This window comes from Kribbella sp. VKM Ac-2568 (assembly GCF_004345365.1).
GTDB classification, from domain to species: domain Bacteria; phylum Actinomycetota; class Actinomycetes; order Propionibacteriales; family Kribbellaceae; genus Kribbella; species Kribbella orskensis.
Map to the genome: position 1 here is coordinate 543,999 of NZ_SLVF01000005.1, position 26,617 is coordinate 570,615.

General features: G+C 68.5%; 28 protein-coding genes. 12 read left to right on the forward strand and 16 right to left on the reverse strand.

Annotation, left to right across the window (positions count from 1 at the left end):
- The first annotated feature begins 200 nt into the window (after positions 1-200).
- On the forward strand, positions 201-911 hold the full coding sequence (gene phoU / locus EV648_RS17085; RefSeq protein WP_132291867.1) for a phosphate signaling complex protein PhoU: 711 nt from the start codon (positions 201-203) through the stop codon (positions 909-911).
- A gap of 401 nt (positions 912-1,312) precedes the next feature.
- On the opposite strand, the gene EV648_RS17090 is transcribed toward phoU, so the two are convergent.
- The 3 genes from EV648_RS17090 to mshA are packed head-to-tail and all read right to left on the reverse strand — an operon-like array spanning position 1,313 to position 3,843.
- Entirely contained in the window at positions 1,313-2,059 is a 747-nt protein-coding gene (locus EV648_RS17090) for a phosphoglyceromutase (protein WP_132291870.1), read from the reverse strand.
- 9 nt (positions 2,060-2,068) lie between these two features.
- Positions 2,069-2,557: a YbjN domain-containing protein gene (locus EV648_RS17095; protein ID WP_132189070.1), complete on the reverse strand. Its 489-nt coding sequence runs from the start codon at positions 2,555-2,557 to the stop codon at positions 2,069-2,071.
- Positions 2,557-3,843, reverse strand: a complete 1,287-nt coding sequence (mshA, locus tag EV648_RS17100; protein WP_132291873.1) for a D-inositol-3-phosphate glycosyltransferase — start codon at positions 3,841-3,843, stop codon at positions 2,557-2,559. The genes EV648_RS17095 and mshA overlap by 1 nt, the downstream gene beginning before the upstream one ends.
- A gap of 160 nt (positions 3,844-4,003) precedes the next feature.
- Here mshA and EV648_RS17105 point away from each other — a divergent pair, with 160 nt between their 5' ends.
- A complete protein-coding gene (locus EV648_RS17105) occupies positions 4,004-4,753 on the forward strand; it encodes an SDR family NAD(P)-dependent oxidoreductase (RefSeq protein WP_132291876.1) in 750 nt (249 codons plus the stop codon).
- A 27-nt stretch (positions 4,754-4,780) separates the two neighbouring features.
- Here the strand turns inward: EV648_RS17105 and EV648_RS17110 are convergent, their stop codons facing one another.
- Positions 4,781-5,416: a TetR/AcrR family transcriptional regulator gene (locus tag EV648_RS17110; RefSeq protein WP_132291879.1), complete on the reverse strand. Its 636-nt coding sequence runs from the start codon at positions 5,414-5,416 to the stop codon at positions 4,781-4,783.
- A 368-nt stretch (positions 5,417-5,784) separates the two neighbouring features.
- On the opposite strand from EV648_RS17110, the gene typA reads away from it, so the two are divergent.
- A complete protein-coding gene (typA, locus tag EV648_RS17115; RefSeq protein ID WP_132291882.1) occupies positions 5,785-7,647 on the forward strand; it encodes a translational GTPase TypA in 1,863 nt (620 codons plus the stop codon).
- A gap of 126 nt (positions 7,648-7,773) precedes the next feature.
- Complete coding sequence (locus EV648_RS17120; RefSeq protein WP_132291885.1) at positions 7,774-8,349, forward strand: L,D-transpeptidase; 576 nt, start codon at positions 7,774-7,776, stop codon at positions 8,347-8,349.
- Positions 8,350-8,412: 63 nt separating this feature from the next.
- On the opposite strand, the gene EV648_RS17125 is transcribed toward EV648_RS17120, so the two are convergent.
- The gene (locus EV648_RS17125) at positions 8,413-8,907 is read right to left on the reverse strand and encodes an O-acetyl-ADP-ribose deacetylase (RefSeq protein ID WP_132291888.1); all 495 of its coding nucleotides are present in this window, start codon (positions 8,905-8,907) and stop codon (positions 8,413-8,415) included.
- Positions 8,908-9,137: 230 nt separating this feature from the next.
- Here EV648_RS17125 and EV648_RS17130 point away from each other — a divergent pair, with 230 nt between their 5' ends.
- Positions 9,138-9,941, forward strand: coding sequence for a L,D-transpeptidase family protein (locus EV648_RS17130; RefSeq protein WP_132291891.1), 804 nt, complete (start codon positions 9,138-9,140; stop codon positions 9,939-9,941).
- Between the two features lie 99 nt (positions 9,942-10,040).
- Here the strand turns inward: EV648_RS17130 and EV648_RS17135 are convergent, their stop codons facing one another.
- The 5 genes from EV648_RS17135 to EV648_RS17155 all read right to left on the reverse strand — a co-directional run bounded on the left by EV648_RS17135 (position 10,041) and on the right by EV648_RS17155 (position 13,734).
- Positions 10,041-10,391, reverse strand: a complete 351-nt coding sequence (locus EV648_RS17135; RefSeq protein WP_132291894.1) for a DUF2516 family protein — start codon at positions 10,389-10,391, stop codon at positions 10,041-10,043.
- 92 nt (positions 10,392-10,483) lie between these two features.
- Positions 10,484-11,005 (reverse strand): hypothetical protein, encoded by a 522-nt coding sequence (locus tag EV648_RS17140; protein WP_132291897.1) that lies wholly within the window; start codon positions 11,003-11,005, stop codon positions 10,484-10,486.
- Between the two features lie 43 nt (positions 11,006-11,048).
- Entirely contained in the window at positions 11,049-11,537 is a 489-nt protein-coding gene (locus EV648_RS17145; protein WP_132189080.1) for a helix-turn-helix domain-containing protein, read from the reverse strand.
- 112 nt (positions 11,538-11,649) lie between these two features.
- On the reverse strand, positions 11,650-12,651 hold the full coding sequence (locus tag EV648_RS17150) for an asparaginase (protein WP_132291900.1): 1,002 nt from the start codon (positions 12,649-12,651) through the stop codon (positions 11,650-11,652).
- A gap of 78 nt (positions 12,652-12,729) precedes the next feature.
- Positions 12,730-13,734: a folate-binding protein YgfZ gene (locus tag EV648_RS17155; protein ID WP_132291903.1), complete on the reverse strand. Its 1,005-nt coding sequence runs from the start codon at positions 13,732-13,734 to the stop codon at positions 12,730-12,732.
- 106 nt (positions 13,735-13,840) lie between these two features.
- Between EV648_RS17155 and EV648_RS17160 the strand changes: the two genes are divergently transcribed.
- Positions 13,841-14,665 carry an LLM class flavin-dependent oxidoreductase gene (locus EV648_RS17160; protein WP_132291906.1) on the forward strand — a complete coding sequence of 275 codons (825 nt, stop codon included), beginning with the start codon at positions 13,841-13,843 and terminating at the stop codon, positions 14,663-14,665.
- 68 nt (positions 14,666-14,733) lie between these two features.
- Here the strand turns inward: EV648_RS17160 and EV648_RS17165 are convergent, their stop codons facing one another.
- Positions 14,734-16,116: a cation:dicarboxylate symporter family transporter gene (locus EV648_RS17165; RefSeq protein WP_132291909.1), complete on the reverse strand. Its 1,383-nt coding sequence runs from the start codon at positions 16,114-16,116 to the stop codon at positions 14,734-14,736.
- 151 nt (positions 16,117-16,267) lie between these two features.
- Between EV648_RS17165 and EV648_RS17170 the strand changes: the two genes are divergently transcribed.
- Entirely contained in the window at positions 16,268-17,524 is a 1,257-nt protein-coding gene (locus tag EV648_RS17170; RefSeq protein WP_132291912.1) for a sensor histidine kinase, read from the forward strand.
- Positions 17,517-18,194: a response regulator gene (locus EV648_RS17175; RefSeq protein WP_132291915.1), complete on the forward strand. Its 678-nt coding sequence runs from the start codon at positions 17,517-17,519 to the stop codon at positions 18,192-18,194. Before EV648_RS17170 ends, EV648_RS17175 begins: the two co-directional genes overlap by 8 nt.
- 53 nt (positions 18,195-18,247) lie before the next feature.
- Here the strand turns inward: EV648_RS17175 and EV648_RS17180 are convergent, their stop codons facing one another.
- On the reverse strand, positions 18,248-18,742 hold the full coding sequence (locus EV648_RS17180; protein ID WP_132291918.1) for an FABP family protein: 495 nt from the start codon (positions 18,740-18,742) through the stop codon (positions 18,248-18,250).
- A gap of 167 nt (positions 18,743-18,909) precedes the next feature.
- On the opposite strand from EV648_RS17180, the gene EV648_RS17185 reads away from it, so the two are divergent.
- Positions 18,910-19,272 (forward strand): DsrE family protein, encoded by a 363-nt coding sequence (locus tag EV648_RS17185; protein WP_132291921.1) that lies wholly within the window; start codon positions 18,910-18,912, stop codon positions 19,270-19,272.
- A gap of 35 nt (positions 19,273-19,307) precedes the next feature.
- On the opposite strand, the gene EV648_RS17190 is transcribed toward EV648_RS17185, so the two are convergent.
- Together EV648_RS17190 and EV648_RS17195 are read right to left on the reverse strand one after the other, a co-directional pair.
- A complete protein-coding gene (locus EV648_RS17190) occupies positions 19,308-20,990 on the reverse strand; it encodes a hypothetical protein (protein ID WP_132291924.1) in 1,683 nt (560 codons plus the stop codon).
- Positions 20,990-21,553 carry a hypothetical protein gene (locus EV648_RS17195; RefSeq protein ID WP_241995275.1) on the reverse strand — a complete coding sequence of 188 codons (564 nt, stop codon included), beginning with the start codon at positions 21,551-21,553 and terminating at the stop codon, positions 20,990-20,992. The genes EV648_RS17190 and EV648_RS17195 overlap by 1 nt, the downstream gene beginning before the upstream one ends.
- Positions 21,554-21,856: 303 nt before the next feature.
- Between EV648_RS17195 and EV648_RS17200 the strand changes: the two genes are divergently transcribed.
- Positions 21,857-23,026, forward strand: coding sequence for a molybdopterin-dependent oxidoreductase (locus EV648_RS17200; protein ID WP_132291927.1), 1,170 nt, complete (start codon positions 21,857-21,859; stop codon positions 23,024-23,026).
- Complete coding sequence (locus EV648_RS17205) at positions 23,023-23,526, forward strand: hypothetical protein (protein ID WP_132291930.1); 504 nt, start codon at positions 23,023-23,025, stop codon at positions 23,524-23,526. Before EV648_RS17200 ends, EV648_RS17205 begins: the two co-directional genes overlap by 4 nt.
- Here EV648_RS17205 and EV648_RS17210 read toward each other — a convergent pair.
- Positions 23,463-24,293, reverse strand: a complete 831-nt coding sequence (locus EV648_RS17210) for a 3-keto-5-aminohexanoate cleavage protein (RefSeq protein WP_132291933.1) — start codon at positions 24,291-24,293, stop codon at positions 23,463-23,465. The genes EV648_RS17205 and EV648_RS17210 overlap by 64 nt on opposite strands.
- A gap of 283 nt (positions 24,294-24,576) precedes the next feature.
- Here EV648_RS17210 and dtd point away from each other — a divergent pair, with 283 nt between their 5' ends.
- Positions 24,577-25,002, forward strand: a complete 426-nt coding sequence (gene dtd / locus EV648_RS17215) for a D-aminoacyl-tRNA deacylase (RefSeq protein ID WP_132292404.1) — start codon at positions 24,577-24,579, stop codon at positions 25,000-25,002.
- 163 nt (positions 25,003-25,165) lie between these two features.
- Here dtd and EV648_RS17220 read toward each other — a convergent pair whose 3' ends face one another.
- Positions 25,166-26,392, reverse strand: a complete 1,227-nt coding sequence (locus EV648_RS17220; RefSeq protein WP_132291936.1) for a choice-of-anchor P family protein — start codon at positions 26,390-26,392, stop codon at positions 25,166-25,168.
- Between the last annotated feature and the right edge of the window lie 225 nt (positions 26,393-26,617).

A 26,617-nucleotide genomic window follows, 5' to 3' on the forward strand; every position in this document is an offset into this window, starting at 1 on the left:
GACCGAATGAGCACCGGATGACCGGAACACGTCCTAACTGTTCATCGGCCGTTCACCACTCGTCGCCGTCCGGCAACCTGGGCCGCCTACCGTCCACCGTGGGCGAGCATGGCGTCCACCGCGTCGGGGTACCCGATCACGGTGGGCCGGAGGGCCTCCCGCGAAGCAGGACCGGACACCACAGATCGGAAGCAGACACGATGCGCGACACCTACCACGAGCAGCTCGAAGACATCCTTGCCGAGCTCGAACGGATGACCCGGACCGTGTCCACCGCCGTCCGCCGCTCGACCAGCGCCCTGCTGACCGCGGACATCCGGCAGGCCGAGGAAGTGATTGCCGCCGACATCAAACTGGACGCGGCCGGCGAAGGCGTCGAGGAGAAGGTCTTCGATCTGATGGCCCGGCAGGCCCCGGTCGCCAACGAGCTGCGGATGCTGGTCGCCGCGCTCCGGATGGTGGCCGACCTGGAGCGGATGGGCGACCTGGCCGCGCACGTGTCGAAGATCGCCCGGCTGCGCTACCCGGCGCCGGCGATCCCGGCCGAGCTGCACGGCGTGATCGAGGAGATGGGCGCCGTCGCCGGCCGGATGGTGGACGGCGCGGGTGACGTGATCAAGTCCCGCGACGTCAAGGCGGCGACCAAGCTGGAGTCGGTCGACGACGAGATGGACAAGCTCCGCAGCAACCAGTTCCGGCTGATGATGGACGACTCCTGGCCGCACGGCGTCGAGGTCGCGGTCGACATCGCGCTGCTCGGCCGGTACTACGAGCGCATCGCCGACCACGCCGTGTCGATGGCCCGCCGGGTCGTCTACCTGGTCACCGGCGAGCTCCCGGTCGCCGTCGGCGGCACCGCCGCGGGCTCAGGCGCCGGCGCCTCCACCCCGTCCCCCAACGGCAACAACTGACCACGCACCACCCAGAGGCGCCTCCGGCAACTGTTGCCAGAGGCGCCTTTGTCGTCCCTCTCTGCCGGTCGGCCGCGCCCAGTCGTGGATCTGCGTTCCAGGTAATCGCTTCCCCAGGTCCGCGATCCACGAATGAGCGCAGGCTCATCCCTGGCTCCACCAGCACGGCGGGGAGAAAGGCCGCTGGTTCGCCTTTGTGTGCGGCATAGGCGCCAGATGTGGGGACCTGGGACACCAAGCAGGGACCTGGGTCACGGTATTTCCTGTCCAAGTCCCATCAGGGTGTCCGGACCCACCACATCCGAGCGAGACCCGAGGTGGTCGCGCAGCATCCTCGGCTCAGGACGAGCTTGACCGCCTTCGGGCTCTCGATCTCGGGGAGCAGGAGGAGGTGGCGGAGGTCAGCGGCCCTGGTTCTTGACGGCTTCGATGGCGGCGGCGGCCGCTTCGGGGTCGAGGTACTCGCCGCCCGGCTTGATCGGGTGGAAGTCCTCGTCGAGCTCGTAGTACAGCGGAACGCCGGTGGGGATGTTGAGGCCGACGATGGTCTGCTCGTCCAGGTTGTCCAGGTGCTTGACCAGCGCGCGCAGCGAGTTGCCGTGCGCGGTCACCAGCACGGTCTGGCCGGCCCGCAGGTCCGGCACGATCGCGTCGTACCAGTACGGCAGCATCCGCTCGACGACGTCCTTCAGGCATTCCGTTGCCGGCAGCAACTCCGACGGCAGTCCTGAGTACCGCGGGTCGCCGGCCTGGTCGAACTCCGAGCCGCGCTCGATCGCCGGCGGTGGGGTGTCGTAGGAGCGGCGGAACAGCATGAACTGCTCCTCGCCGAGCTCCTCCAGCGTCTGCTTCTTGTCCTTGCCCTGCAGGCCGCCGTAGTGGCGCTCGTTCAGCCGCCAGGACCGGCGGACATCGATCCACTGCCGGTCGGCCACGTCGAGTGCGATTTCCGCGGTGCGGATCGCGCGGCGGAGCACCGAGGTGTGCAGGACGTCGGGCAGCAGGCCGCGGTCGCGCAGCAGCTCACCGCCGCGCTGGGCTTCCTCGACGCCACCCGCGTTCAGGTCGACGTCGACCCAGCCGGTGAAGAGATTCTTGGCGTTCCAGTCGCTGGTGCCGTGACGCAGCAGGATCAGGCGGTAGGTCATGACGACAGCCTACCGAGGCTCCAGCCAGCCCTTGAACGCGTCCAGGTTCCGGGTGGACTCCCCGCGGGACAGCCGCCACTCGTACTCCTTGCGGATCGAGCTGGCGAAGCCGAGTTCCAGGATCGTGTTGAACGACGAGTCGGCGTACTCCAGCACCGCGCCGAGCAGCCGATCCACCTCGACCGGGGTGATCGCGTGCAGCGGAACCCGCCCGTCCAGGTGGATGTCGCCCATATGGTCGACCGCGAAGGCGACGCCGTACATCTTCAGGTTCCGCTCCAGCAGCCAGCGGTAGACGGCCTCGTGGTTCTCGTCCGGCCGGCGGGCCACGAACGCGTGCACCTGGACGGCCTGGCTACCGACGGTCAGCATCACCGTGGTCTTCAGCTTGCGCTCGCCGGGCAGGTCGGCCGCGAAGACCCCTGGTTCGGACTCGGTGAACTCCAGGTCGTTCTCGGTCAGCACCTGACGGATCACGTCCGCCGCGGACACCCTCATCAACCAACCTCCGCGGCCAGTTCCGCCGCCATCGTCTCCTGCGCCCTCCGATAGGCCGCCAGCGTCTTCTTCGCCGTCAGTTCCCAGCCGAACCCCCGGGCATGCTTGACCGCGGCGCGACTCATCGTCTCGCGCCGCAGCGGATCCGTCGCGATCCGGCCCAGCGCGTCGGCGAAGTCGTCGATGGCGTGGCCCGGGACCAGCAGCCCGGTACTGCCGTCGCTGACGGCCGTGGTCAGCCCGCCGACGGCCGCCGCGACCACCGGCGTACCGCAGGCCTGCGCCTCCAGGGCGACCAGGCCGAAGGACTCGGAGTACGACGGTACGCAGACCACCGAGGCCGCCCGGTACCAGTCCGCGAGCCCTGCTCGTGCCATCGGCTTCACGAATCGGGTGACGTCGTCGACCTTCAGATCCCGGGCCAGCTCCGCATGCGATTCCGGGTGTTCCATCCCGTTCCCCGAGGGGCCGCCGATGATCGCCACCACCAGCCGGTCCCGCAGCGACGGGTCGTGCTCGAGCATCCTGGCTGCCGCCCGGATCAGGATGTCCGGCGCTTTCAGCGGCTGGATCCGCCCGACGAACGCGAGCACGATCGCGTCCTCGGCCACCCCGACGGCGCGACGGGCGGCCGCCTGGTCTCCCGGGCTGAATACCTCCAGATCGACCCCCGGGTTGACCACCCCGACCTTGGCGGGCTGGGCGCCGTACAGGCTGATCAGCTCCTGCGCCTCGTCGGCGGTGTTCGCGAGCAGCCGATCTGCCGCCTCGACCACCTGCTCCTCGCCGAGCAACCGCGCCGGCGGCTCCGGTACGTCGTCGTCGGCGAGGCTCGCGTTCTTCACCTTGGCCATCGTGTGCATGGTGTGCACCAGCGGCACGGCCCACCGGTCCCGGGCGAGCAGGCCGACCTGGCCGGACAACCAGTAGTGCGAGTGGATCACGTCGTAGTACCCCGGTTCGCGGATCGCCTCGGCTCGCAGTACGGCGCGGGCGAAGGTGCACAGCTGCGCCGGAAGCTCGTTCTTCGACAGACCCTCGTACGGCCCGGCGGCCACGTTGCGCACGGTCACGCCGGGGCTCAGCTCGACCTTGGCCGGCAGTGCGGAGGCGGTCGCCCGGGTGAAGACGTCCACCTCGATGCCGAGGTCGGCGAGGCGCTTGGACAGCTCCACCACGTAGACGTTCATCCCGCCGGCATCCCCGATCCCGGGCTGGTCCAGCGGCGAGGTGTGCAGGCTGATCATCGCGACCCGCCGGAGAGGACGGTCAGGGGGTTGCGTCACGTGGCCAGCGTAACTCCGGCGCCGCGGGGTGGAATCGGGACTTCTCCCTATCTCGGCCCCGCCACCCGGTACGGCGTACAGACGCCCCGCCACCGGTACGGCGTACAGAGAGGTGAGACGGGCTGGGAACGGGCGGCGAGGGTTTGGGAGACTCGGGGTTATGACTTCCAGTGCGCGTCCTCTAGCTGTTGTCACCGGTGCGAGTAGCGGGATCGGGGCTGCCTCGGCCCGGCGGCTGGCCCGGGAGGGGTTCGAGGTGATCTGTGCGGCCCGGCGGCTGGATCGGGTCGAGGCGCTGGCGAAGGAGATCGATGGCCGCGCGGTGCAGTGCGACGTCACCTCTGCCGAGGATGTCGCCCGGCTGGCCGCCGAGGTCGGCGACCGGCTCGACCTGCTGGTGAACAACGCGGGCGGCGCCTTCGGTTTCGAACCCGTCGCCGAGGCCGACCTCGACGCCTGGCGGAAGATGTACGAGGTGAACGTGATCGGCGTCGCCGCGGTCACCAAGTCGTTGCTTCCGGCACTCATCGCGGGCGAGGGGCAGATCATCGTGATGGGCTCCACCGCCGGCCAGGTCGCGTACGAGGGCGGCGGCGGGTACGTCGCGGCCAAGCACGCGGTGAAGGCGGTCGTGGACACCCTTCGGCTGGAGCTGTATGACCAGCCGGTCCGGGTCTGCGAGATCGCGCCGGGGATGGTGAAGAGCGAGGGGTTCGCGCTGACCCGGTTCGAGGGCGACCAGGCCAAGGCCGACGCCGTCTACGCGGGCGTCGCCGAGCCGCTGGTCTCCGACGACATCGCCGACATCGTCGCCTGGGTCGCCACCCGCCCAGCCCACGTCAACATCGACCGCCTCACCGTCCGCCCCCGAGCCCAAGCAGCCCAACACAAGGTCCACCGAGTCCAGTAACCCCAACCGCGGCGCACGCAGTACCGGCTATTTGGCGCGGAGGCGGTCGACCTGCGGTGACGGGATCGGGAGCGGGGCGGTGGGTTCCGGGAGGTTGTACGACGCGTGCAGGCGGCGGCGGATGGCCTCGACCGGGAAGGTGCCGGGGTAGATCGCCATCTTCACCGTCACGCCCTCGAGTGTTGCCCTGAGCAACATCTCCTCGACGGCCGGCTCGGCGGCGCCGCGCTCGGCGAAGATCGAGCGGATCGCGTCCTCCATCTCGCGCACCCGGCCCGCCTTCTGAGCCTCCACGTCGGCGAATATCGGGTGCGTGGTCGGCAGCATCATCAGCGTGATCGCCAGCCGCTGCACCGGCAGGGTGGCGGCCGCCGCCATCAGGCTGCCGTCGATGATCCCCGCCAGTCGCTCGTCCGCGCTGCCCTGGAGCCCGAGGATCCCACCGATCCCGTCCAGCCAGCGGTCCAGCAGCTCGGCCGCGAGCCGCTGCTTGCTGGTGAAGTAGTAGGTGACCAGTCCGCGAGACACCGCCGCCCGCTCCGTGACATCGGAGATCGAGGCGGCCTCGTAGCCCTTCTCGGCGAAGACCTCCAGGGCAGCGGCAAGGATCCGCTCGCGGGACTTCTCCCGCAGCTCACGGTTCGTGCTGACCGATCGCGGCATCTCTTCTTTTCCGGCCAGGGCCACGGAGGCCGAGTCTCACCCCCCGCAGACACTCGGCGCTCCGTGCTGGCCCCCCGTTGCAGGCCCCTCCCCAGGCGCCTGTTCATAGACTGTACGTACAGCGAACGAAATGTCAAAGGCTCAACCGATCGGTGGACACGCTCCGTGCGACCGGATTCGCGGCCGGCCCCCGGTCACCGGATTCGTGGATGCCCCCGTGATCGGATTCGTGGATGCCCCGTGACCGGTTTCGTGGTCACGGTCCGTGCGCCGTACCATGGGAGCGCTGCGCCCTGCGAAGTGGCACGGACTCAAGCCGCAGCCACCGCCTGGCCACCGAATCTCAAATTTGCTTGGAGCGCTTCCGCATGCCCCTCCGTAATGATCTGCGCAACGTGGCCATCGTGGCCCACGTCGACCACGGGAAGACCACCCTGGTCGACGCGATGCTGTGGCAGTCCGGTGCCTTCGGAGCCCACCAGCACGTCGACGAACGAGCGATGGATTCAGGTGACCTGGAGCGTGAGAAGGGCATCACGATCCTCGCCAAGAACACCGCCGTCCGGCACAAGATGGCCAACGGCGAACAGATGACGCTCAACATCATCGACACCCCCGGCCACGCCGACTTCGGTGGTGAGGTCGAGCGCGGCCTGTCGATGGTGGACGCGATCGTGCTGCTGGTCGACGCCTCCGAGGGCCCGCTGCCCCAGACCCGCTTCGTACTGCGCAAGGCGCTGGCCCGCAACATGCCGGTGATCCTCGTGGTGAACAAGGTGGACCGTCCGGACGCCCGGATCGCCGAGGTCGTGGACGAGACCTACGAGCTGTTCCTGGACCTGCTGGACCACGACGCGGACCAGAGCGCGCTGGACTTCCCGGTCGTCTACGCCTCCGCCCGCGCGGGTCGCGCCTCGCTGACCCAGCCGGAGGACGGCGGCATGCCGGACTCCGAGGACCTCGAGCCGCTGTTCGAGACGATCCTGGCGAACGTGCCGGCCCCGGAGTACACCGAGGGCGCGCCGCTGCAGGCGCACGTCACCAACCTGGACGCCTCGCCGTTCCTCGGCCGGCTCGCGCTGGTCCGGGTGCACGAGGGCACCCTGAAGAAGGGCGCGCAGGTTGCGTGGTGCAAGCACGACGGCACCATCCAGCGGGTCAAGATCACCGAACTGCTCATCACCGAGGCGCTCGAGCGCGTGCCCGGCGACTCGGCCGGACCGGGTGACATCGTCGCGATCGCGGGCATCCCGGAGATCATGATCGGCGACACGCTGGCCGACCCGGAGAACCCGAAGCCGCTGCCGTTCATCACCGTGGACGAGCCGGCCATCTCGATGACGATCGGCACCAACAGCTCGCCGCTGGCCGGCCGGATCAAGGGCACCAAGGTCACCGCCCGCCTGGTCAAGGACCGGCTCGACCGGGAACTCGTCGGCAACGTGTCGCTCAAGGTCCTGCCGACCGAGCGTCCCGACACCTGGGAGGTGCAGGGCCGTGGTGAGCTGGCGCTGGCCATCCTGGTCGAGCAGATGCGCCGCGAGGGCTACGAGCTGACCGTCGGCAAACCCCAGGTCGTCACGCGTGAGATCGACGGGAAGCGGCACGAGCCGGTCGAGCGATTGACGATCGACTGCCCGGAGGAGTACCTCGGTACCGTCACCCAGCTGCTCGCGGTCCGCAAGGGCCGGATGGAGCAGATGACCAACCACGGCACCGGCTGGGTCCGGATGGAGTTCCTGGTGCCCGCGCGAGGCCTGATCGGCTTCCGCACCGAGTTCCTCACCGACACCCGCGGTACCGGTATCGCGCACCACGTGTTCGAAGGCTACGAGCCGTGGTTCGGCGAGCTACGCACCCGCCCGTCCGGCTCGCTGGTTTCGGACCGCACCGGCGTCACGACGTCGTACGCGATGGTGAACCTGCAGGAGCGCGGCACGATGTTCTGCGAGCCGGGCACCGACGTCTACGAGGGCATGATCGTCGGCGAGAACTCCCGCGCCGACGACATGGACGTCAACATCACCCGCGAGAAGAAGATGACCAACGTCCGCTCCAACGCGGACGAGTTCGAGAAGCTGGTGCCGGCCCGCAAGCTCTCGCTCGAGCAGTCGCTCGAATTCTGCCGCGAGGACGAGTGTGTCGAAGTCACCCCGGATGCCATCCGGATGCGTAAGGTCGCGCTGACCCAGATCGAGCGCGCGAAGCTCGGTCGCAAGTCGAAGGCCTGACAGGCGAATCACTGACCTGGTTGGTCGGTCCGGCGGGGAGAAGTTTGCGGATCGTTACCAACCGGGTGGATCGTCATGGCGTCTACCTAGTGAAAAGCACATCAGTTGGGGGAAGGAAAAAGAAACATGGGCATTCTGCGTAAGCTCGGCGCCACCACGACGGCGGTCGCGATGCTGGGGGTCGGCGTCCTGACCGCTGCCACGACAGCCGATGCGGCTCCGGTCGCCGGCAAGGCCGTGGCGGTGGCTCCGAAGGTTGCGCCCAAGGCCGCTGTCGCCCCGGCCGCCAAGGCCACGGCGAAGAGCACCTTGGTTCCGGGCAAGCTCCGGATCGACAAGCGCTGCATGAAGGGCCGGATCCTCTGCATCAACAAGAAGACCCGCAAGGTGGTGTTCATGGTCAACGGCAAGGCTCTTGCCGTGGGGGACGCGCGCTTCGGCGCCAAGCGGACCCCGACCCGGAACGGCAGCTTCAAGGTCTACCGCAAGTCGAAGAACCACGTCTCGTCGATCTACCACTCGCCGATGCCGTACGCGATGTTCTTCAGCGGTGGCCAGGCTGTGCACTACTCGTCGGACTTCAAGGCCCGTGGCTACAACGGCGCCTCGCACGGCTGCGTGAACATGCGGGACAAGAAGAAGATCGCCTGGATCTTCGCCCACGTGAAGATCGGCGACAAGGTTCTCGTCTACAGCGCCTGAGCCTTCTCGTTCCAGCAGCAGAAGCAGCGGCGGCCGGGGTCTCCCCGGCCGCCGCTGTTTCCTTCATTCCAAGGCTTTCGTGAACGCCTTGTGGAGCCGCGGTTCGACCAGGCAGAACGTCGCCTCCTCGACCTCGGTCTCCGTCTCCCGCAACGTCTGTACTGCGAGGTCGGCCGCCGACTGCGCGGGCCATCCGTAGATGCCGGCTGATACGGCCGGTAGCGTCAGACGCCTGGCTCCCAACTCGTCCGCCAGGCGCAGCGCGTTCCGGTAACAGGACTCGAGCAGCGCCGGATCCCGTTGTCCCGCCGTGTAATTCGGCCCGACTACATGGATCACGTACCGCGCCGGCAGGTTCCCCGCGGTGGTCCAGCCGGCCTCGCCGGTGGGAACACCGTTCGGGTACCGCTCGATGCACTCGGCCAGGATCGACGGGCCACCGGCGTGATGGATCGCACCGTCCACGCCGCCCCCTCCGCGCAGGGCGTGGTGTGCGGCGTTGACGATCGCGTCCGCAGGCACGGTGGTGATGTCCGCGGTCTTCAGCACGATCTCCATCGCGTCCTCCTCTGCGTGACGATCCAGCCTCTCCGTGACCCTGTCTCTGCGTGACGATCCGGGTGAGGCTGGTCACGAGTTGCTTACAAGAGATGACCAGGTTGTCTTCTGCAACTTACGCTTGGCCGGCACCGGCGAAACAGTCCGGTGCGAAGCGTCCGCCCGACGCCAACCAACCGGTCTGTGAGGGCGTCCCACTGCTGTAGGGACGGATCGACGAGGGGATTCCGATGCGCTGGACTCGTAGTGCGCTGATCGTGCGTAATGTGCTGGCTGCTGCCGTCACGATGGCGGCAATTGCTGGACTCGCCGGTTCCGGAATTACCGCGTCCGCCGCGCCCGCCGAGCTGAAGACCGTGCCGTTCCAGGTCAGCGGCGAGCTGCCGATCTACCCGAAGGCGCTGTGGAGCAATGGTTCCAGCGGTGCGTCGGTCCGCAAGGTCGAGGCTCGCCTGGTCCAGCTCAAGCTGCTCGACAAGCAGTACATGGACAACTCGTTCGGCACGATGACCCGATCCGCGGTGAAGAAGTTCCAGAGCTCCAAGGGGATCCCGCCGATCGGCTACGTCGACCAGAACACCTGGACGAAGCTGTCCGCGGTCACCCACGAGCCCACCCAGGCCGAGCTGTTCCCGCCGGCACCCGTGGTGAACGGCAAGAAGCTCGACGCACGCTGCGCGACGGGCGTCGCCCTCTGCATCGACAAGAGCACCCGGAAGCTGCGCTACGTGGTCGACGGCGTCGTCAAGATGCAGCTGGACGTCCGCTTCGGCGCCCAGAAGACGGCCACCCGCGAGGGCGGGTTCACGGTCGGCTGGAAGAGCCGCAACCACGTCTCCAAGCTGTACGACTCCCCGATGCCGTTCGCGATGTTCTTCAGCGGCGGCCAGGCGGTCCACTACTCCTCCGACTTCGCCGCCCGAGGCTACAACGGAGCCTCCCACGGCTGCGTTAACGTCCGAGACCTAGCCAAGATCCAACTCCTCTTCGACCAGGTCAAGGTAGGCGACAAGGTCATCGTCTACCGCTCGTAGTCCCGGCCGGGCGGGGTGAATGCCCGCCTCTGCCAGGCACCATCGGTGCCGGTCGCGAGACAGGCGGCAAGGGCGCCGACGGCGCGTACCGCAGTACGGCTAAAGCGGCCGGGGGCCGCGACGGCGGCGGATGCCCCAGCCTCCGCGGCCTCGGCCGGCGGCGGCTCGGAGGGCGGGGCGGGCGTCCACCAGGTAGACGGCGGCCGCGACGATGCCGATCAGGCCGAAGAAACTCAGCCAGCTCTGGAAGAGCTGACCCAGCGTGAACGTGGCCAGGATCAGCACCCAGCCGGGTTTGGTGAGCTTGTCGGCGGCGACGAAGACCGCGCGCGGGCGGAAGGCGGCGTCCAGCAAGGCGACCAGCTTGATGCCGAACAGCACCCACCAGATGATGTCGATCGGATTCGCGAACCCGGGGAACAGGGTCGAGAACGTGGCGAGTGGGAGCATGCGTTAGAGCCTAACGCAGCACACGGGTGGCCCACCTCTGCCGAACGACAGATTGGGGACCACCCGCGCCTGCTGAAGCGTGACGACTACGGTCAGTCGCCGACCTTGGAGGCCGCGGCGCCGGCTGCCTTGGTGGCGGCCTTGGCGGTCTTGCGGGCGCTCGTCGTGGTCGCCTTCACGTTGCGCGACGCGGTCTCGGCGGTCTTGCGCGCGGTGGTGCGGGTGGCCTTGGCCTTGCTCACCGTGGTCTTCGCCTGGGTGGCCAGGTCCTCGGTGGCCTTCTGGCTGCGGATCCGGGTGACGATGTCCTGGCCGCGGGCGGCGAGGTCGTCGTAGGTCTCCTCGGCCTGGCCGAGCACGGTGGTCAGACCGGCCTGCGCGACGGCGGGCAGCTCACGCAGCTTGGCCGGCACGGTCTTGGCGTCGGCGGCGAGCGCCTCGAGGCGCTTGCTCAGCTCGGCCTGGCGCTTGGCCAGCTCGGTCTGCAGCGTCTTCTGGTCCAGCGCGGCGAAGCGGGTGGTCACGTCGTCGCTGACGGCGCGGAACTTCTCCACGGCCAGGTCGCCGGCGCCGGCGATCACGTAGAGCGGGTTGACAGGGGTACGGGTTGCCATCAGGCATCTCCTCGGAAGGTTTTCAGCGGGAACTACTCAGTGACTACTTGGTGGTGCTTTTTCTTGCAGGGGTCTTCTTGGCGGCCGGCTTCTTCGCCGGTGCGGCCTCCGCAGCAGGCTCGGCCTGTACTGCGCTGGGCGTCTCCGCGGTCTCGGGCGTGTTCTCACGGACGAACGAGTCGTACACGTCGAGCAGCACGCGCTTCTGCCGCTCGTTCAGTGCGGGGTCGAGCAGTACCGCGTCGACCACGCCCGGAGTCCGCCGGGCGCCGTCCGAGCTGTCGTCCGGATCGAGGATGCCGGCCCGTACGTACAGGGTCTCCGCGGAGATCCGCAGAGCCTTCGCGAGCTGCTGCAGCACATCGGCCGACGGTTTCCGCAGGCCGCGCTCGATCTGGCTCAAGTACGGGTTCGACACACCTGCCAGATCGGAGAGCTGCCGCAACGACAGCTGCGCGTTCCGGCGCTGCTCGGCGAGGTACTCCCCCACCGATCCAACGGATCCCGCAACACGATCACCCAATCTGGCCATGCCCCCAGTGTGCTAGCAAGGTGCTTGCAATTGCAAGCAAGGCTGACGTGACAGCAATCACCCGTACTGCGGGCCGAGGTGCGGCGCGCAGTACGGGTGGCGTGAGAGCGAGTTACTTGAACAGGGAAGGGTTCGGGTGGACGGAGCCGACCTGGATGCCGCCGCCGTAGAGGGGGTGGCGGGTCTGGGAGTCGATCTCGTCGTTCGTCAGGCCGAGGTGCTGCAGGGTGGCGGCCATGACGACTGCGCGGGCCCGGGGAGTGCCGTCCTCGACCTTGACCGCGATGCCCCGGCCGTCGGGAAGACCCACCGCATAAACGCTTTCGGCACCCGCCTTGCACATCAACCCGGGAACAGCCTTCATCAGCGCGGCCTCGTCCCGCCGACTGCCGCTCGCGTACTCCGGATGCGTCCGGAACGCGTTCGCCACCCGCGCCTCGAGGGTGCCCTCGGCCGCCGCCGCGAACAACCCGAACGAGCGAGCCAGGCCGGCCAGGCTGATCGCCAGCAGCGGAGCACCACAGCCGTCGACCGCGACGTACGAGACCTTCTCGCCGGCGGAGTCCTCGATCGCGGTCCGGATCGCTTGCTGGACAGGGTGTTCCGGCGACCGGTAGTCGTCGCGGCCCCAGACCCCGTCCGGGCTCTTGGCGTGCGCGTCGTCGTGGATCGGCCAGCCGTTGGACACGCAGGTCGCGATCATCGCGGCGTGCTTGCCGGAGCAGTTCATCGTGATCGGGTCGACGGCGTGCCCGGTGCGGACCCACTCGTCCCGCGCCTGCTCGTCGATCGGGTACGCCGGGGGCGTCCGCAGGGCCGACTCGTCCAGGCCGACGCCGGCCAGGATCCGCCGTACGCCGTCCAGGTGGAACGGCTCGCCCGAGTGGGACGCACCGGCGAGAGCGAGAAGTTCGCCGTCCAGGTCGAGGCCGCTGCGGAGCATGCCGAGCGCCTGCATGGGCTTGTTGGACGAGCGGGGGAACATCGGCTGGTCCACCACGCCGACGGACCACTCGACGGAGCCGTCGGGAGCGGTCACCACGACGGAGCCGCGGTGATGGCCCTCCACGAATCCGCTGCGGACGACGTCGGCGACGATCACAGGTTCGGTCACAGCGGAACTGTACGGCTCAGAGGTCAGGAGCAAAAACCCGGATTGGACATGATCCCGCTCACAGCCCGGCGCGGACGCTCAGAGCCGGGCGCGGACGTGCAGGCCGACCTCGGGGTCGACCAGGAGTTCCTGCGTGGCGGTGACCGTCGGCTGGTCCTCGGCGACGACCTCCAGCACGGCGGCCGGGTCCACCGACCGCTTGATCAGCGCGAGCGCGATCGGCCCGTCCTCGTGGTGCCGTGCGGCCGACCCGATGAAGCCGACCTGCTTGTCACCAGCCCGTACCGCATACCCGTGGGCGGGCAGGTGGTCCACGGACCCGTCCAGGTGCAGCCGGACCAGCCGGCGCGGCGGACGGCCGAGGTTGTGCACCCGCGCGACCGTCTCCTGACCGCGGTAGCAGCCCTTGTCCAGGTGGACGCCGACGCCGAGCCAGCCGAGCTCGTTCGGGATCGCCCGCTCGTCCGTGTCGAGCCCGAGCCGCGGGTTGCCCGCCTCGATCCTCAGCGCCTCGTACGCCCAGACACCCGCAGGCGGTCCGGCGAGCTCGGCGAACGCCGGCAACTCGGCCCGCGGCAGGAACATCTCATGCCCGCCGAGCGAATCCGCGCCGCTGCGAGTCAGCGGTCCTTCGGCGGGGGCGTCACCCGGCCGCCAGACGATCGCGTAGTCCGCGGTCACGTCGGTGATCTCCACCCGCGACATGAACACCATCTTCTGGAGCCACTCGACCAGCGCCGCGGAGGCACCCGGCTCCGTGTGCAGCCAGAACGTCTCGCCGTCGTCGACGCCGTACATGGCGTGCTCGATGTGACCCGTCGGCGAGAGCAGCAGGGCCGTGGTGGAGGTGCCCGGGCGCAGGCCCTCGAAGTACTGGGTGGTCAGGGCGTGCAGCCAGGTGAGCCGGTCGGGTCCGCTGATGGTGACCACCTCGCGGTGCGAGAGGTCGACGTACCCCCTACCGGCGACCAGCGCCCGCTGCTCGCGGAGGTCGGAGCCGTAGTGAGCGGCGACCCCGGCGTCGAGACCGTCGGCCTCCACGGCGCCCGGGAGATCGAGCAGGGGGCTGCGCGTCAGTGACATGTCACCAGAGTACGTCCAGCGGCGTACGGCGGATGTCTCCCGCTGTGGGATGTGGACAACACCACCCGAAGCGAGGCTGGGAGTACATCCTGAGAGGAGCAGAACGATGACTGACAGAGCTTTCCGGTTCGGTGTGGTGGCGAGCCCCGACCGAGGCGCCGCAGAGTGGCAGACGACCGTACGCCGGGCCGCCGACCTCGGGTACTCGACAGTGCTGATGCCGGACGGGCTCCAGCTGCTGTCGCCATTCCCGTCCCTCGCAGTGGCGGCGGCGACTGCGGACATCCGGGTCGGGACCTTCGTCGCCGCTGCGCCTCTGCGGCCCCCGCGAGCGGCTGCCTGGGACGCACACACGTTGACCGTGCTGACCGACGGGCGGTTCGAGTTCGGCATCGGTACGGGCCGGCCCGGCGTCGAGGAGTTCGCGGCTGAGCTCGGGCTGCCGTTCGGGTCCGCGAAGGAGCGGCGGGACCAGGTCCGGGACACCCTGGACCAGCTGGAGAAGCTGGACGGCGAGCGGCACACGCCGATCATGCTGGCCGCCGGCGGACCACGGATGCTCGCAATGGCCGCGGCGCGGGCCGACATCGTGTCGCTGGCCAAGTCGGCGTTGACGCCGCGCGAGGAGCTCGTGCAGCTTGCCCGAGAGCTCCGGGAGCTGGCTGGGCCGCGAGCGGACGACATCGAGCTGGCGATGAACCTGTTCGCGGCCGGGACCAAGGAACTGCCGCCATGGACGAAGCAGGCGGCCGGCGTGGATGCCGCGACGCTCGAGGCGAGTGGTTCGCTGATGCTGCTGCGTGGAACGCCGCAGGAGATGGCGGATGAGCTGCAGCGCCGGCGGGACGAGTTCGGCGCCTCCTACATCAGCGTGAACTCCACCTACCTGGAAGACCTCGCGCCGGTGATCGAGCAGCTCGCCGGGAAGTAGCACGCTGCCCGTCAGGTCCCAGGCGGAGTGGGAGCTGACGGGCAGCGTTGAGGGGTGGGACAGATGGTTCAGGTGCGGACTGGAGTGGCGTCCTGGGCGACAGGTTCGCCGGCCTCGGGAACGTCGCCGGCGTGGGTGTCGCCGGCCGCGAAGGCCGCCTCGTCGAACGGGTCCTCGCCGGCGAAGACCTGCCGGGCCTGGGCCTTGTCGAACGCGCCGACCCAGTGGCCGACCAGCACGGTCGCGACCGCGTTGCCGGCGAAGTTCGTCAGCGCCCGCGCCTCGGACATGAACCGGTCGATGCCGACGATCAGTCCGACGCCGTCGACCAGCTCCGGCCGGTGCGACTGCAGACCGCCGGCCAGCGTCGCCAGGCCCGCACCGGTCACCCCGGCGGCACCCTTCGAGGCCACGATCATGAACACCAGCAGGGAGATCTGCTGACCGATGGAGAACGGCTGATCCATTGCCTCAGCGATGAACAGCGACGCCATCGTCAGGTAGATCGCGGTGCCGTCCAGGTTGAACGAGTACCCGGTCGGCACGGTGATGCCGACGACCTGCTTGCCGACGCCGAGGTGCTCCATCTTGCCGATCAGCCGCGGCAGCGCGGTCTCCGACGACGAGGTCGACACGATCAGCAGGAACTCCCGGCCGAGATACCTGAGCAGCTGGAAGATCGAGATCCCGGTGACAGTCTTGAGGATGGTGCCGAGGATGACGATCACGAAGAGCAGGCAGGTGACGTAGAAGGCCAGCATGATCTTGCCGAGGCTGACCAGCGCGTCCATACCGGTGGCGCCGACGACGGCCGCGATCGCGCCGAACGCACCGATCGGCGCGGCCCACATGATCATCGACAGCACCTTGAAGACGAGCCGCTGGATGTGTCCGATGGCGGTGAGTATCGGCTGGCCCTTGGTGCCCATCGACTGCAGGGCGAAGCCGACCAGCAGCGCGACGAAGACCGTCTGCAGCACTTCACCCTCGGTCAGCGCCGACAGGATGGTCTTCGGGATGATGCCGAGCAGGAAGTCGGTGGTGCTCTCGTGGGCGCCGGCCGCCTGGCTCTGGCCGCTCTCGCGCAGCTTGTCGGTCAGGTTCAGGCCGGAACCCGGCTGGACCAGGTTGCCGACGACCAGGCCGATGCCGAGCGCGACGGTCGACATCACCATGAAGTAGATGAGTGCCAGACCGCCGACCTTGCCGACGCTGGCGGCCTGCCGGACCGAGCCGATGCCGAGCACCAGCGTGCAGAAGATGATCGGGCTGATCATCATCTTGATCAGGTTGACGAATCCGGTGCCGAGCGGTTTCAGCTCGACCGCGAAGTCCGGGAAGAGGAAGCCGACGCCGATCCCCAGCAGCACGGCGACGATGACGGCGATGTAGAGGAAATGGGTCCGGTCGTTGCGGACCGGTGTCGGTCGGGTTTCTGTCGGGCTCGACATGGGGGACACTCCTATCGGCCGGGCGGGCGGTTCTGAGTAACTGTGACGTGACGCACAGGGAAACCGCTCATTTCGTTCATATCGTTCGCAGCCGGTGTGAGCAGCCCGGCGCGTGGCGACCAGTAGGGGCACTGGTGTGCACAATGTCCGCATGAGGCAACGGCCGTGGGAGCTCCGCCGCCAGGTGCTCTGGCTGCAGACCGCCACGGCCGCGGTGCTGATCGTGCTGATCTGGATCACCCTGCTGTCCCGCGCCCGGGCCCAGGCCGACCGGGACGCCGCTGCCGCCGGGGTGACACCACCCGGCTGGGGCGACCTGATCCAGCTCGAGGTGCGGTCCATGCTCGGCATCGCCAGCCTCACGCTAGGAGTCGCCGTCGCCGGCAACGCCCTCGTGAGCTGGCGGGTCCGCCGTGCCACTCGCGGGATGGGGACCCAATCGCTCGCCTGGATGCTCGACTTCTACGAGGGCGTACTGCGGGCCGCCCGCGAAGGCCTGCTGCTGGTCGACTCGGACGGCCGGGTTCGGCTGGTCAACGACGAAGCGCGCCGCCTGCTCGGCCTCCGCGACGTCCCTCCTGGCTCGACCGTCGAGGAACTCCACCTACCGGCCACCCTGTCGGGCCTCCTCTCCAACGGACGGACGGCGTACGACGAACTGCACCTCGGCGCGCTCGGTGTCGTCGTGGTGAACCAGCAGCCGACGCACTCCGGCCGGATCATCACCCTGCGCGATCACACCCAGCTGCAGATGCTGCTCGGTGAGCTGGACGCCGTGCGGAGCCTGGCGGAATCGCTGCAGGCGCAGAACCACGAGGCGTCGAACCGCCTGCACACCGTGGTCAGCCTGATCGAGATCGGCCGCCCCGAGCGGGCCCGGGAGTTCGCCGTCTCCGAGCTGCAACTGGCCCAGGCGATGACGGATCGGGTGGTCGGCACGGTCGGCGATCCCGTGCTCGCGTCATTGTTGCTCGCCAAGCTGGCCCAGGCCCAGGAACGTGGTGTGCTGCTGACGCTTGAGCTCGGAACCCAGGCCCTGCACACGCGGCTGCCTGCTCAGGACGTCGTCACCGTGGTCGGCAATCTGCTCGACAACGCGATCGAGGCCGCTCGGGGTGGACCCGCGCCGCGCCGGGTCGAGCTCAAGGCGGGGACGACTCCCGATGCCATCGATCTGGCCGTCACGAACACGGGTGCCGAGCTCGGGGCCACTGACCTGGCCCGGATGTTCGACCGCGGCTGGACCACGAAGCCCGAGCCTGGTCACGGACTCGGGCTGGTGCTGGTTCGCAGTACGGTCGAGCGCTGGCAGGGCACGCTGATGGTCGACCCCGACTCGGAGCTCGACGAGGTGCCCGCACTCACGGTCCGGGTGCGCCTGCCGCGGGCGGTGAGCGCCAGTGCCTGACCTGCGAGTGCTGGTGGTCGAGGACGACCCCGTCGCGGCCGAAGCGCACCGCACGTACGTCGACCGCCTGCCCGGCTTCTCCTGCCTCGGAATAGCCGGTACTGCGGCCCGCGCGCTGCAGGTGCTCAGCCGCGAACAGGTGGACCTGGTGCTCCTGGACATGAACCTGCCCGACGGCCACGGGCTGGACGTCGTACGGCGGATGCGTGCCGCAGGCAATCAAACGGATGTGGTGGCGGTGACTGCGGCCCGGGAGGTGGCGGCGGTCCAGGCGGCGGCTCGGATCGGGGTCGTTCAGTACGTGCTGAAGCCGTTTGCCTTTGAAACGTTGAGGGATCGACTCAGCGCCTATGCCCGGCAACGTCGTGCGGCAGAGGCCGGTCAGGTGGTCGCGGACCAGGACGAGGTGGACCGCTTGTTGCATCCAGCAACTGTTTCTTCAGTACCGAAGGGGTTGGTCGGGTCAGTGCTGGACCGGGTGGTGACGTTGCTGGGTGATCGCGAGGGGTGGACGGCCGAGGAGGTCGCAACGTCGCTGGGGACGTCACGGATCACGGCGCGGCGGTATCTGGAGCATCTGGCCGATCAGGGGCAGGCACTGCGCACCCAGCGCTACGACGGCCGCAGCGGCCGGCCGAAAGTCGAGTACTCCTGGGTGTCCGAGAGCTAGACACTCGATCAGGCTCGTTGTTGCGAGACAGCTGGCGTCGAGGGGTCTTGGGGTCAGACCCTGACGAGGGTGGCCCAGAGGTGGGGCTGGAGGGGCTGGCCCTCGGCGGCCATGTCGTAGGCCCAGAGCAGCTCACCCTTGACCAGGCCGTACAGCCGGTGGCCGGCGCTGACCTCCTTGGCCGTGACCGTGCGCGCCACCACGTCGGTGCGCATCTCGATCTTGGCGCCGTCGATCTCGCCGTAGTAGATCTCCGCGAAGCCGGTCGGGTGCGCCAGCACGACCTCGACCTTGTTGTCCGGCTTGGGCCGCCAGAAGCCGGTCTCGACCGCCAGCGGGCGCTCCTTCGTGCCGTCCTCGCCGACCACATAGGTCTGGCTGACGTAGTGCAGGTAGGGCTTGCCGTTGTGGCTGAAGTCGATCTGCTGGCCGAACTCGAACTTCTCGATCGTGGGGTAGTCGCCGTGCCCGCGACCTTCCCAGCGGCCGAGCAGCCAGGCCAGTGGCATCAGGTCAGGGTGCAGGTCCTGCGGGATCTCGAACGCCATCAGCCGACCTCAGCTCGCGCTGCGGCCGCGGTACAGCCGGTAGACGACGAACGCCGAGAACCAGCCCATGAACACGGTGACCAGCACCAGGAGGGTCGTGAAGATGACGTGGAGCACGTTCGCCAGTCTAGGGGATGCGCTGGTGGCGGCTGGACTACCGTGGGGTGATGTCCCGCACGCTGGTGATCAAGCTGACCGCAGGTGCCGAAGAACCCGAACGCGCGAACCAGGCCTTCACCGTGGCCGCCACCGCTGTAGCTGCCGGAGCCACGGTGTCTCTGTGGCTCACGGGCGAGGCGGTCTGGTTCGCCGTACCGGGCCGGGCCGAGTCCTTCGAACTCCCCCACGCAGCACCCCTCGCAGACCTCGTCGCCGCCGTCCTCGCCGGCGGCCAACTAACCGCCTGCACCCAATGCGCCAAACGCCGCAACCTCACCGAGTCCGACCTACTCCCCGGCACCCGCATAGCGGGCGCCCCCGCCTTCACCGAAGAAATCCTCACCGATAACGCCCAGGCAATCGTCTACTGATCACCTGGGCGAGCGCCGTCCGTTAGAACTTCCTGTCACTCTCGTGAGCGTTCGGGGCCGGAGCCTTCGTTGCCTCGGCCGCCGGTGCCTCGGGTGGTCATGTCGCGGTGCTGGCCGCCTGCGGTGCGGCCGCCGTGGCCGGCTGCGACCGCGGGCTCGCCGGAGCGCTGGGTCGCGCCGTTCGCCGGGGCATGACCGTTCTGGGTGGCGGCTCGGAGCTTCTCGATCTCGGCGGAAGACATCCCGTTGCGGTCGTTCTGACCGGCAGCCTGCGCGTCCTGACCGTTGACCTGTCCGTTCTGGCCGGTCGTCTGCCCGTTCTGGCCGGCGGTCTGCCCGTTCTGGCCGTTCGCCGACTGGTTCCGCTCCCGATCCGCGGCGAGTTGAGTCTCCACAGGATCCTGAGCCCGCGCCTGCTGGCTCTGCGCCGCAGCCTCAGCCGCCGCCCGCTGATCCCCAGCCGTAGGCAACGCCGGCTGCCCACCCGAATCCCCCTGCTCCTGTACTTCCTGACCCTGCTGCCGGCCGTCCCGCCCGTCCTGCTGCTGACCGTCAGGCCCGTTCAACTGCGGCTCGTTCTGCTGCTGGCCCGTCTGCTGCCCGTCCTGCTCAACCTGGGGCTCGTTCTGCTGCTGGCCGGTCGGCTGGCCGTCCTGCTCAACCTGCGGGCCGGTCTCCTGGCTGTCCTGCTCAGCCTCCGGGCGGTCCTGGCCTGTCTCCTGGGCACGGTCCTGGTCGGATTCGGTCTGCTCGCCCTCGAGTTGGTCTGCCTGGCTCCGGTCGGCGCCGGTCGATTCCATGCCCGGTTCGATCGTGCCGGGTCTGCCGTCGGGCCCAAGCGTTGTCTCCGGCCGCTGCCCACCGTCGGCATCCAGCCCTTCAGCTTCCGCCGCCGGCGGCTCCTGCCCAACCTCAGGTCCGTCCTGCTCAGAACCCGGCCCGTCCTGCCCCGCTTCCGGCCCGTCCTGGTCGGCGACTGGGCTGTCCGCCTGGGACTCCTCCGCGAGCCGGTCCGCCTCGAGGCGGTCCTCCAGTTCGTCGGCGGCGACTACAGCCGCAGCGCCCGCGGCGGCGCCGGTGGCCGCGGCCGGGACTACATCAGGACCGTCACCCTCGCGGTTCTCCTCGGCCTGGCGGCGTTGCTCGGCCTGCTGGCGTTCCGCGTCCTGCTCGGCCCGGTTCTCCGCGCGCGCCTCGGCGGCGTCGTCCTTCCCGTTGCCGTCGCCGTCGTTGAGCTGCTCCCGCTGCGCGTCTGCCTCATCGCGCCGCTGGGCCGAGTCGTCGCGGCCATCGTGGTCGCGGTCGGTCCGATTGCGCTCCTGCTCGTCCCGGTCCCGCCGCTCCGACGCGTCGTCCACATGGTCGCCGTCCAAATCGTTGGAGTCCCGATCCGGCTCGTTGGGATCCCGGTCGTTCTGGTCGAGCTCGGGGTCCAGGTTCGGGTCGCGGTCGGCCTCGTTGTCCTGCCGGTCGCGCTCCTCCTGGATCCGCTGCGCCTCCCGCTCGTACACCTGCTGGCGCTGCTCGGGGGTCAGCTGGTCCGCGATCGACCCGGCCTCGCGGTCCTGCTGCACCAAGTCGCGGAGCTCCTCGATCAGCGAGCGCAGCTCCCGCTCACGGGACAGCCCCTGGCCCTGCTGCCGGCGCTGCATCAGCCGGCTGGCGATCCTGTGCATGATCCGGTACAGGTCCCGCAGCAGATCTTCCTCGATCGCCATCAGGCCACCTCGCTCGCATAGACGGAGTACCCGAAACCGGCGGCGACGGTGGCCGCATCCGGTTCGGGCTGAGTCGCGTACAGGTGAATCTCGGCGCCCGGCCGCAACCAGACCGCCAGGTGCCGGCGGCGGCCGCGCCACTCGCCGGGAATCCGCGGGTCGTTGCCCGGGCCAACGAACACCGGGTCACCCCAGTGCCGCCGGGCCAGCTCCAGCTGCCCCGGCCAGTGCTCGTCCAGCCCGTCCTCGGCGTCGGGGATCTCGTCCGCCGCGATCTCGTACGCCGACCAGCCGCTGCGAGGGCTCTCCGGCAGTACGGCGTCGGGCAGCACCAGCATCACGGTCTGGCGCGGGGTCACCAGACCCCAGGTGTAGCGGGACGGGTCGATGTTGCCGGGGGCCCAGGGTCGCCAGCCGGTGGCCGCGGTGACACGTGACACCAGGGCGCGGATCGCGTCCAGACCGGTCTCCGGGGGACCCCAGACACGCTTCCAGTCGGACACCTCCGCGAGGTCGGCCATAGCCCGCTCGTCATCGTCCGACGACCGCTGCTGTGTCCTCACCTGGGCCTCTCCTCTCCCTCGAACCTTCTCAGCCTAAGGGGACGGGGTACCAACCGCCCTCCGACGCAACTCCCCACCCCTCCGGATCCCCCGATCCCACCCGGGCCGCGGACGAAGTACAGGTGAACTGCAGCTTCCTGCAATGTCAGCCAGCCTGGAGAGGCCGCCCGGGTGATTGAAAGTCGTCGGGTTGCAAGTGTTGGAGCCCTGCTGTGAGGGACCCGTAAGGGACCTCACCAGGCGTTCGCGAGCAGTAAGCGGAGGGGGCCCGTCCGGCGGCCGATCGCGGGTTGTGATGGACACATGAAGCTGCCGGAGCTACCGACGGAGAAGGCGTTCCCTTCGCCGTTGCATCACCCGCGGGTCGCGACCGTGATCGGGCGGTGGTTGGGGGTCGCGGTGACGGTCTGCTTCCTCACCGGGCTGTTCAGCCACTTCCAGCAGGCGACGCCGGGCTGGCTCGTCATCCCGAGCCGGCCGGCCTCGCTCTATCGGGTCACGCAGGGGCTCCATGTACTGACCGGGATCATCTCCGTGCCGCTGCTGCTGGCAAAGCTATGGACGGTCTACCCGAAGTTGTTCGCGAAGCTTCCGTGGCCGCCCAGCCGGAAGGCCCTGGGCGCGGCCTTCGAGCGCCTCTCGATCGCCATGCTGGTGGCTGCGATGGCGCTCGAACTCTTCATCGGTTTCCTCAACACGCTGCAGTGGTACCCATGGCCGTTCCCCTTCAAGGAAACGCACTACGCGCTGGCGTGGATCATCGTCGGTGCCCTGCTGGTGCACCTCGGGGTCAAGCTGCCACTGATCATCGCGAACTGGCGGAGGACACCAGCAGACCGTACTCCGGTCCCGGAGCCGGCCGAATCATTGCCGCCAGCAATCACCGGGCTGAGCCGCCGCGGGCTGTTCCGCACGGTCGCCGGCACGGCAGCCCTGGTGGGAGTCACCTCACTCGGCCAGTCGGTATCCGCGTTCGGGCCGATCGCAGTACTGGCGCCACGCAAGCCCAACGTCGGCCCGCAAGGGCTTCCGGTCAACCGCACTGCTCGGGACGCCGGGGTCGCCATAGTCGCTCCGGACTGGCGGTTCACTATCACGGGCCCGGAGCAACTGTCTTACTCACTCGATGAGCTGCGCGCCTTGCCACAGAGCCGGTCCGACTTGCCGATCGCCTGTGTCGAGGGCTGGAGCCAAGGTGCTCGGTGGGAGGGCATACGGGTCAAGGATTTGCTGAAGCTTTGTGGAGCTCCGGAGGGATCGAGTCTGAGGGTGGTCTCGATGGAGAAGGGCGGCTTCTACGCCACCAGCGAGCTTCCTCCGCAGTTCGCGGAAGATCCCCTCACGCTGCTCGCCTTGCGCCTGAACGGGACCGACCTCGACCTGGACCACGGCTTCCCTGCCCGCATCATCGCCCCCAACAGACCCGGCGTCCTCCAAACCAAATGGGTCCACCGGCTGGAGGTCCTCACATGACAAAGCCACCGATCGGGCAACTGCGGAGCCGACTCAGCGCAACCATCGCCGTGCGGACCGGGCTGGCGGTCGTGGGTGTTGGGGTCGGGTTGTGGGGGCTCGGGTTGTTGCTGCAGTCACTCAGTGTGGATGCGCTGATCCGGTTGCCGTTGTGGCTTGCCGGTGCGGTGATCGCGAACGACTTTTTCCTTGTCCCGCTGACCATCAGCGTCGGCTGGATGCTGGCGCGTTGGTCGATCGGGCCGGGCCACCACCGCACGGTGACAACCGTGCGCACGATGCTGCTGTACGCCGGGATCACCACGCTGGTGGCGATTCCTCTGCTGCTCCGGCAGGGCAAGGGCGTCAACCCGACGGTGCTGCCGCGGAACTACCTGCGCGACTGGTTGTTGCTCGAGGCCACGATCGTGCTGGTCGGCGTACTGGTGGCGGTGGTTCAGGGGCGGCGCTTGACGTTCAGGAGGTCGCGGGCCTCGTCCGGGGACATCGGCGGGCGCTGAGCCAGGGTCGCCAGCGTGGCGGCACGCTCGACGAGCTCCGAGTTGTGGGTGACCGGCCGGCCCTTGGCGAGGGTGAGCGTGTCCTCCATGCCGACGCGGAGGTGGCCGCCCTTCGAGAGCGCGGCCAGCGCCACCGGGAGGGTGGTCCGGCCGACACCCGTCGCGGACCAGGAAGTCACGCCGGCCGGCAGTCCGTTGACCGCGGCAACCAGGGCGTCCGTAGTACCGGGCATGCCGCCGGGGACGCCCATCACCAGGTCGCAGTGCACCTTGCCGCCGTACGGGAGGCCGAGCTTGTCGAGCAACCGGTTCAGCGCGGCGACGTGGCCGAGGTCGAACAGCTCGAACTCCGGGACCACCTCGCGCTCCTGGGTGAGCTGGTAGAGCTCGGTCACGAACGGCCAGGGGTTCATGAAGACGTCGTCGCCGAAGTTGACCGTGCCCATCGTCAGGGAGCAGGAGTCCGGCGCCGCGTCGAGGACCTTGAGGCGGTGCTCGAACGGGTCGGTCACGGCGCCTCCGGTGGACAGCTGCACGATCAGGGCGGTGTTCTCCCGGACCGCGGTCACGGTGTCGGTCAGCCGGCCGAGGTCCAGCGTCGGCCGGTGGTCCGCGTCGCGGATGTGGATGTGGATCATCGCGGCCCCGGCGGCCTCGCACCGCTTGGCCGTCTCCACCAGCTCCTCGAGCGTGGTCGGCAACGCCGGACAGTCCGCCTTGGCGGTCTCGGCACCGGTGGGGGCAACAGTGATCAACGTCGACATCATGAACGAATCGTGCCAGATCCGGACACTGGACGGGACATTTGCCCGTGGCTGGTCCCGAAAACCGGACGATCTACCGCTGGCTTCCCCCGCGACGAAGCCGGCCGACCAGCGCGCCGACACCGCCAGCGACCGCCGCGACCGCGAACAGGCCGAGGATGAACACCACCGGAACCGAGCCACCGTTCGCGTCGCCGCGCGGGTACATCCGGCAAGGGCCGACGAGGACCAGCCATCGGAGCAGGCGGCGCACGTAACGAGCATGGCAGGTTGGCAGACTGGGCGCATGAGAGCAGTGCTGCAGCGTGTCAAGCGGGCGTCGGTGGTGGTTGAGGGCGACGTCGTCGGGGCGATCGATGAGCCTGGGCTGGTGGTGTTGGTGGGGGTGACGCATGACGACACGGCCGAGAGGGCGGCCGCGTTGGCGTCGAAGATCTGGACGCTGCGGATCCTGCGCGACGAGCGGTCGTGCGCCGATGAGCACGCGCCGATCCTGGCGATCAGTCAGTTCACGCTGTATGCCGACACGCGGAAGGGCCGGCGGCCGTCGTGGAGTGCCGCGGCGCCTGGTTCTGTATCGGAGCCCTTGTACGAGGCGTTCTGCGCCGCCCTGGAGTCCCTCGACGCCAAAGTAGAACGAGGCCGCTTCGGCGCCGACATGGAAGTAACCCTGACCAACGACGGACCGGTCACTTTGATCCTGGACGCCTGACCTTCCACGTGTTGGGCGGATGACGGCAGTTGTTGTTCAGGTGGTCTTGCAGTGTTGGGAAACAGAACGGACCCCCGACTCGGATCTGGTGATCCGGGACGGGGGTCCGGGGCCTGGCTGAATCGGTGAGGTTCGGCTCAGCGAGGGTGGGGTGTCGGCTGGATCAGCCGATCACTCCGGCGGCCGAGTGGCCGACGATGACCTTGGTGTTCAGGCTGTAGACGTCGATCACCAGGGCGTTGACGGAGATGTACCGCTTCTGACGCAGGACCTGGTTGAAGGTCAGCTTGGCGATGCCGGGGATGTCCAGGGTGGTGTTCGGCTTGTTCGGCACGTTGTACACCTTGTTGCCGACCTTGACCGAGACGACGCTGGAGGTGGAGTCCAGGCCGACCTTGCCGTCCTTGGTCTTCCACGCCGAGGCGGAGGACTCGATCGCGGCGATGGACAGGTTGCCCACCTTCACGCCGGCGACGTGCGAGGTGAAGTTCACGGCGGACTTCTCGGTGCCCATGTAGCCGTTCTTGGTGGTGTACACCGCGCCCACGTAGGCGACCTTCGGGATGCTGACCTCGGCGACCGCGCTCCGGATCGTCTTGCCTTCCGTGCCCTGGCAGGTGGACTGGTAGGAGGTCGGACCGGAGGTGACCAGCTTGTCGACGTTCGCCTTGGTGCCGTACGCATCACCGATCACCATCGCGGTGGCCGGCTTGGTGATCTCCGCGCGGGTCTTCAGCACCGCGACGTCGACACCCTGCGGGATGTAGCGGTTCTTCACGTTCGCGTGCACCACGACGGCCTGCGCGTACGAGTAGATGCCGGTGTTGGTCTTCACGCCACCGACGCGGTTGAGCACGATGTAACCGAGGCCCGGGACGGCGACCTTGGTGTTCGGGCCCGGCTTGACCAGCGACGGGACCGACACGGCGCCGATCTTCACCGCGGCGAAGGTGGTGCTGCCGGTGTAGGACAGCTGGCCGTTCTTGTAAACCGCGGTGGTCGTGGTCTTCGCGCCGGTCAGCGTGAGCAGCGAGCCGATCTTGATGTCGACGGCGGTCGCGTTGCTGGTGACACCGTTACCGCTCTTGTCGTTGAACGAGTGCGTGTCGGTGGTGACCGAGCGGGCGATCGCCTGGTCGTTGACGTTCGCGGTGGCCAGGTCGTTCTGGTCCGACCGGTTCGAGTCCGTGGTGCAGCTGATCTGGCTGACGACCTGCGGGCCGCTGTTCGCGAGCCCGGTCTGGACGTCGGTGCCGAACGCGTAACCGCTGTAGCCAAATACCGGCGCGGCGGACGCCGAACCCGAGGTCAGCGCAATCGTAGAAGCTACGCCGACAACCGCCGCGACTCCGACGGCAGCGAGCTTCTTGTATCCGATGCGGGGTCTCATGACCCCTCCTCCCTGAGTGATGACGTGACCCTAGTGAGCGGGCCAGGACACAGACACAACTCAGCCGGTTGCGCTAGGTAACGAGTAGGTGCCGCTCCGAGATCAAACCGTTACATAATGGCCCATGCCGTGAGAAACGCGGTCTTGCGCGTAACTCGCCGCCGTGAGATTCAGGCCACCCCGATTGGCTGACGGAACAAGCAAACCCCTGCGCCGTAAAGGAAA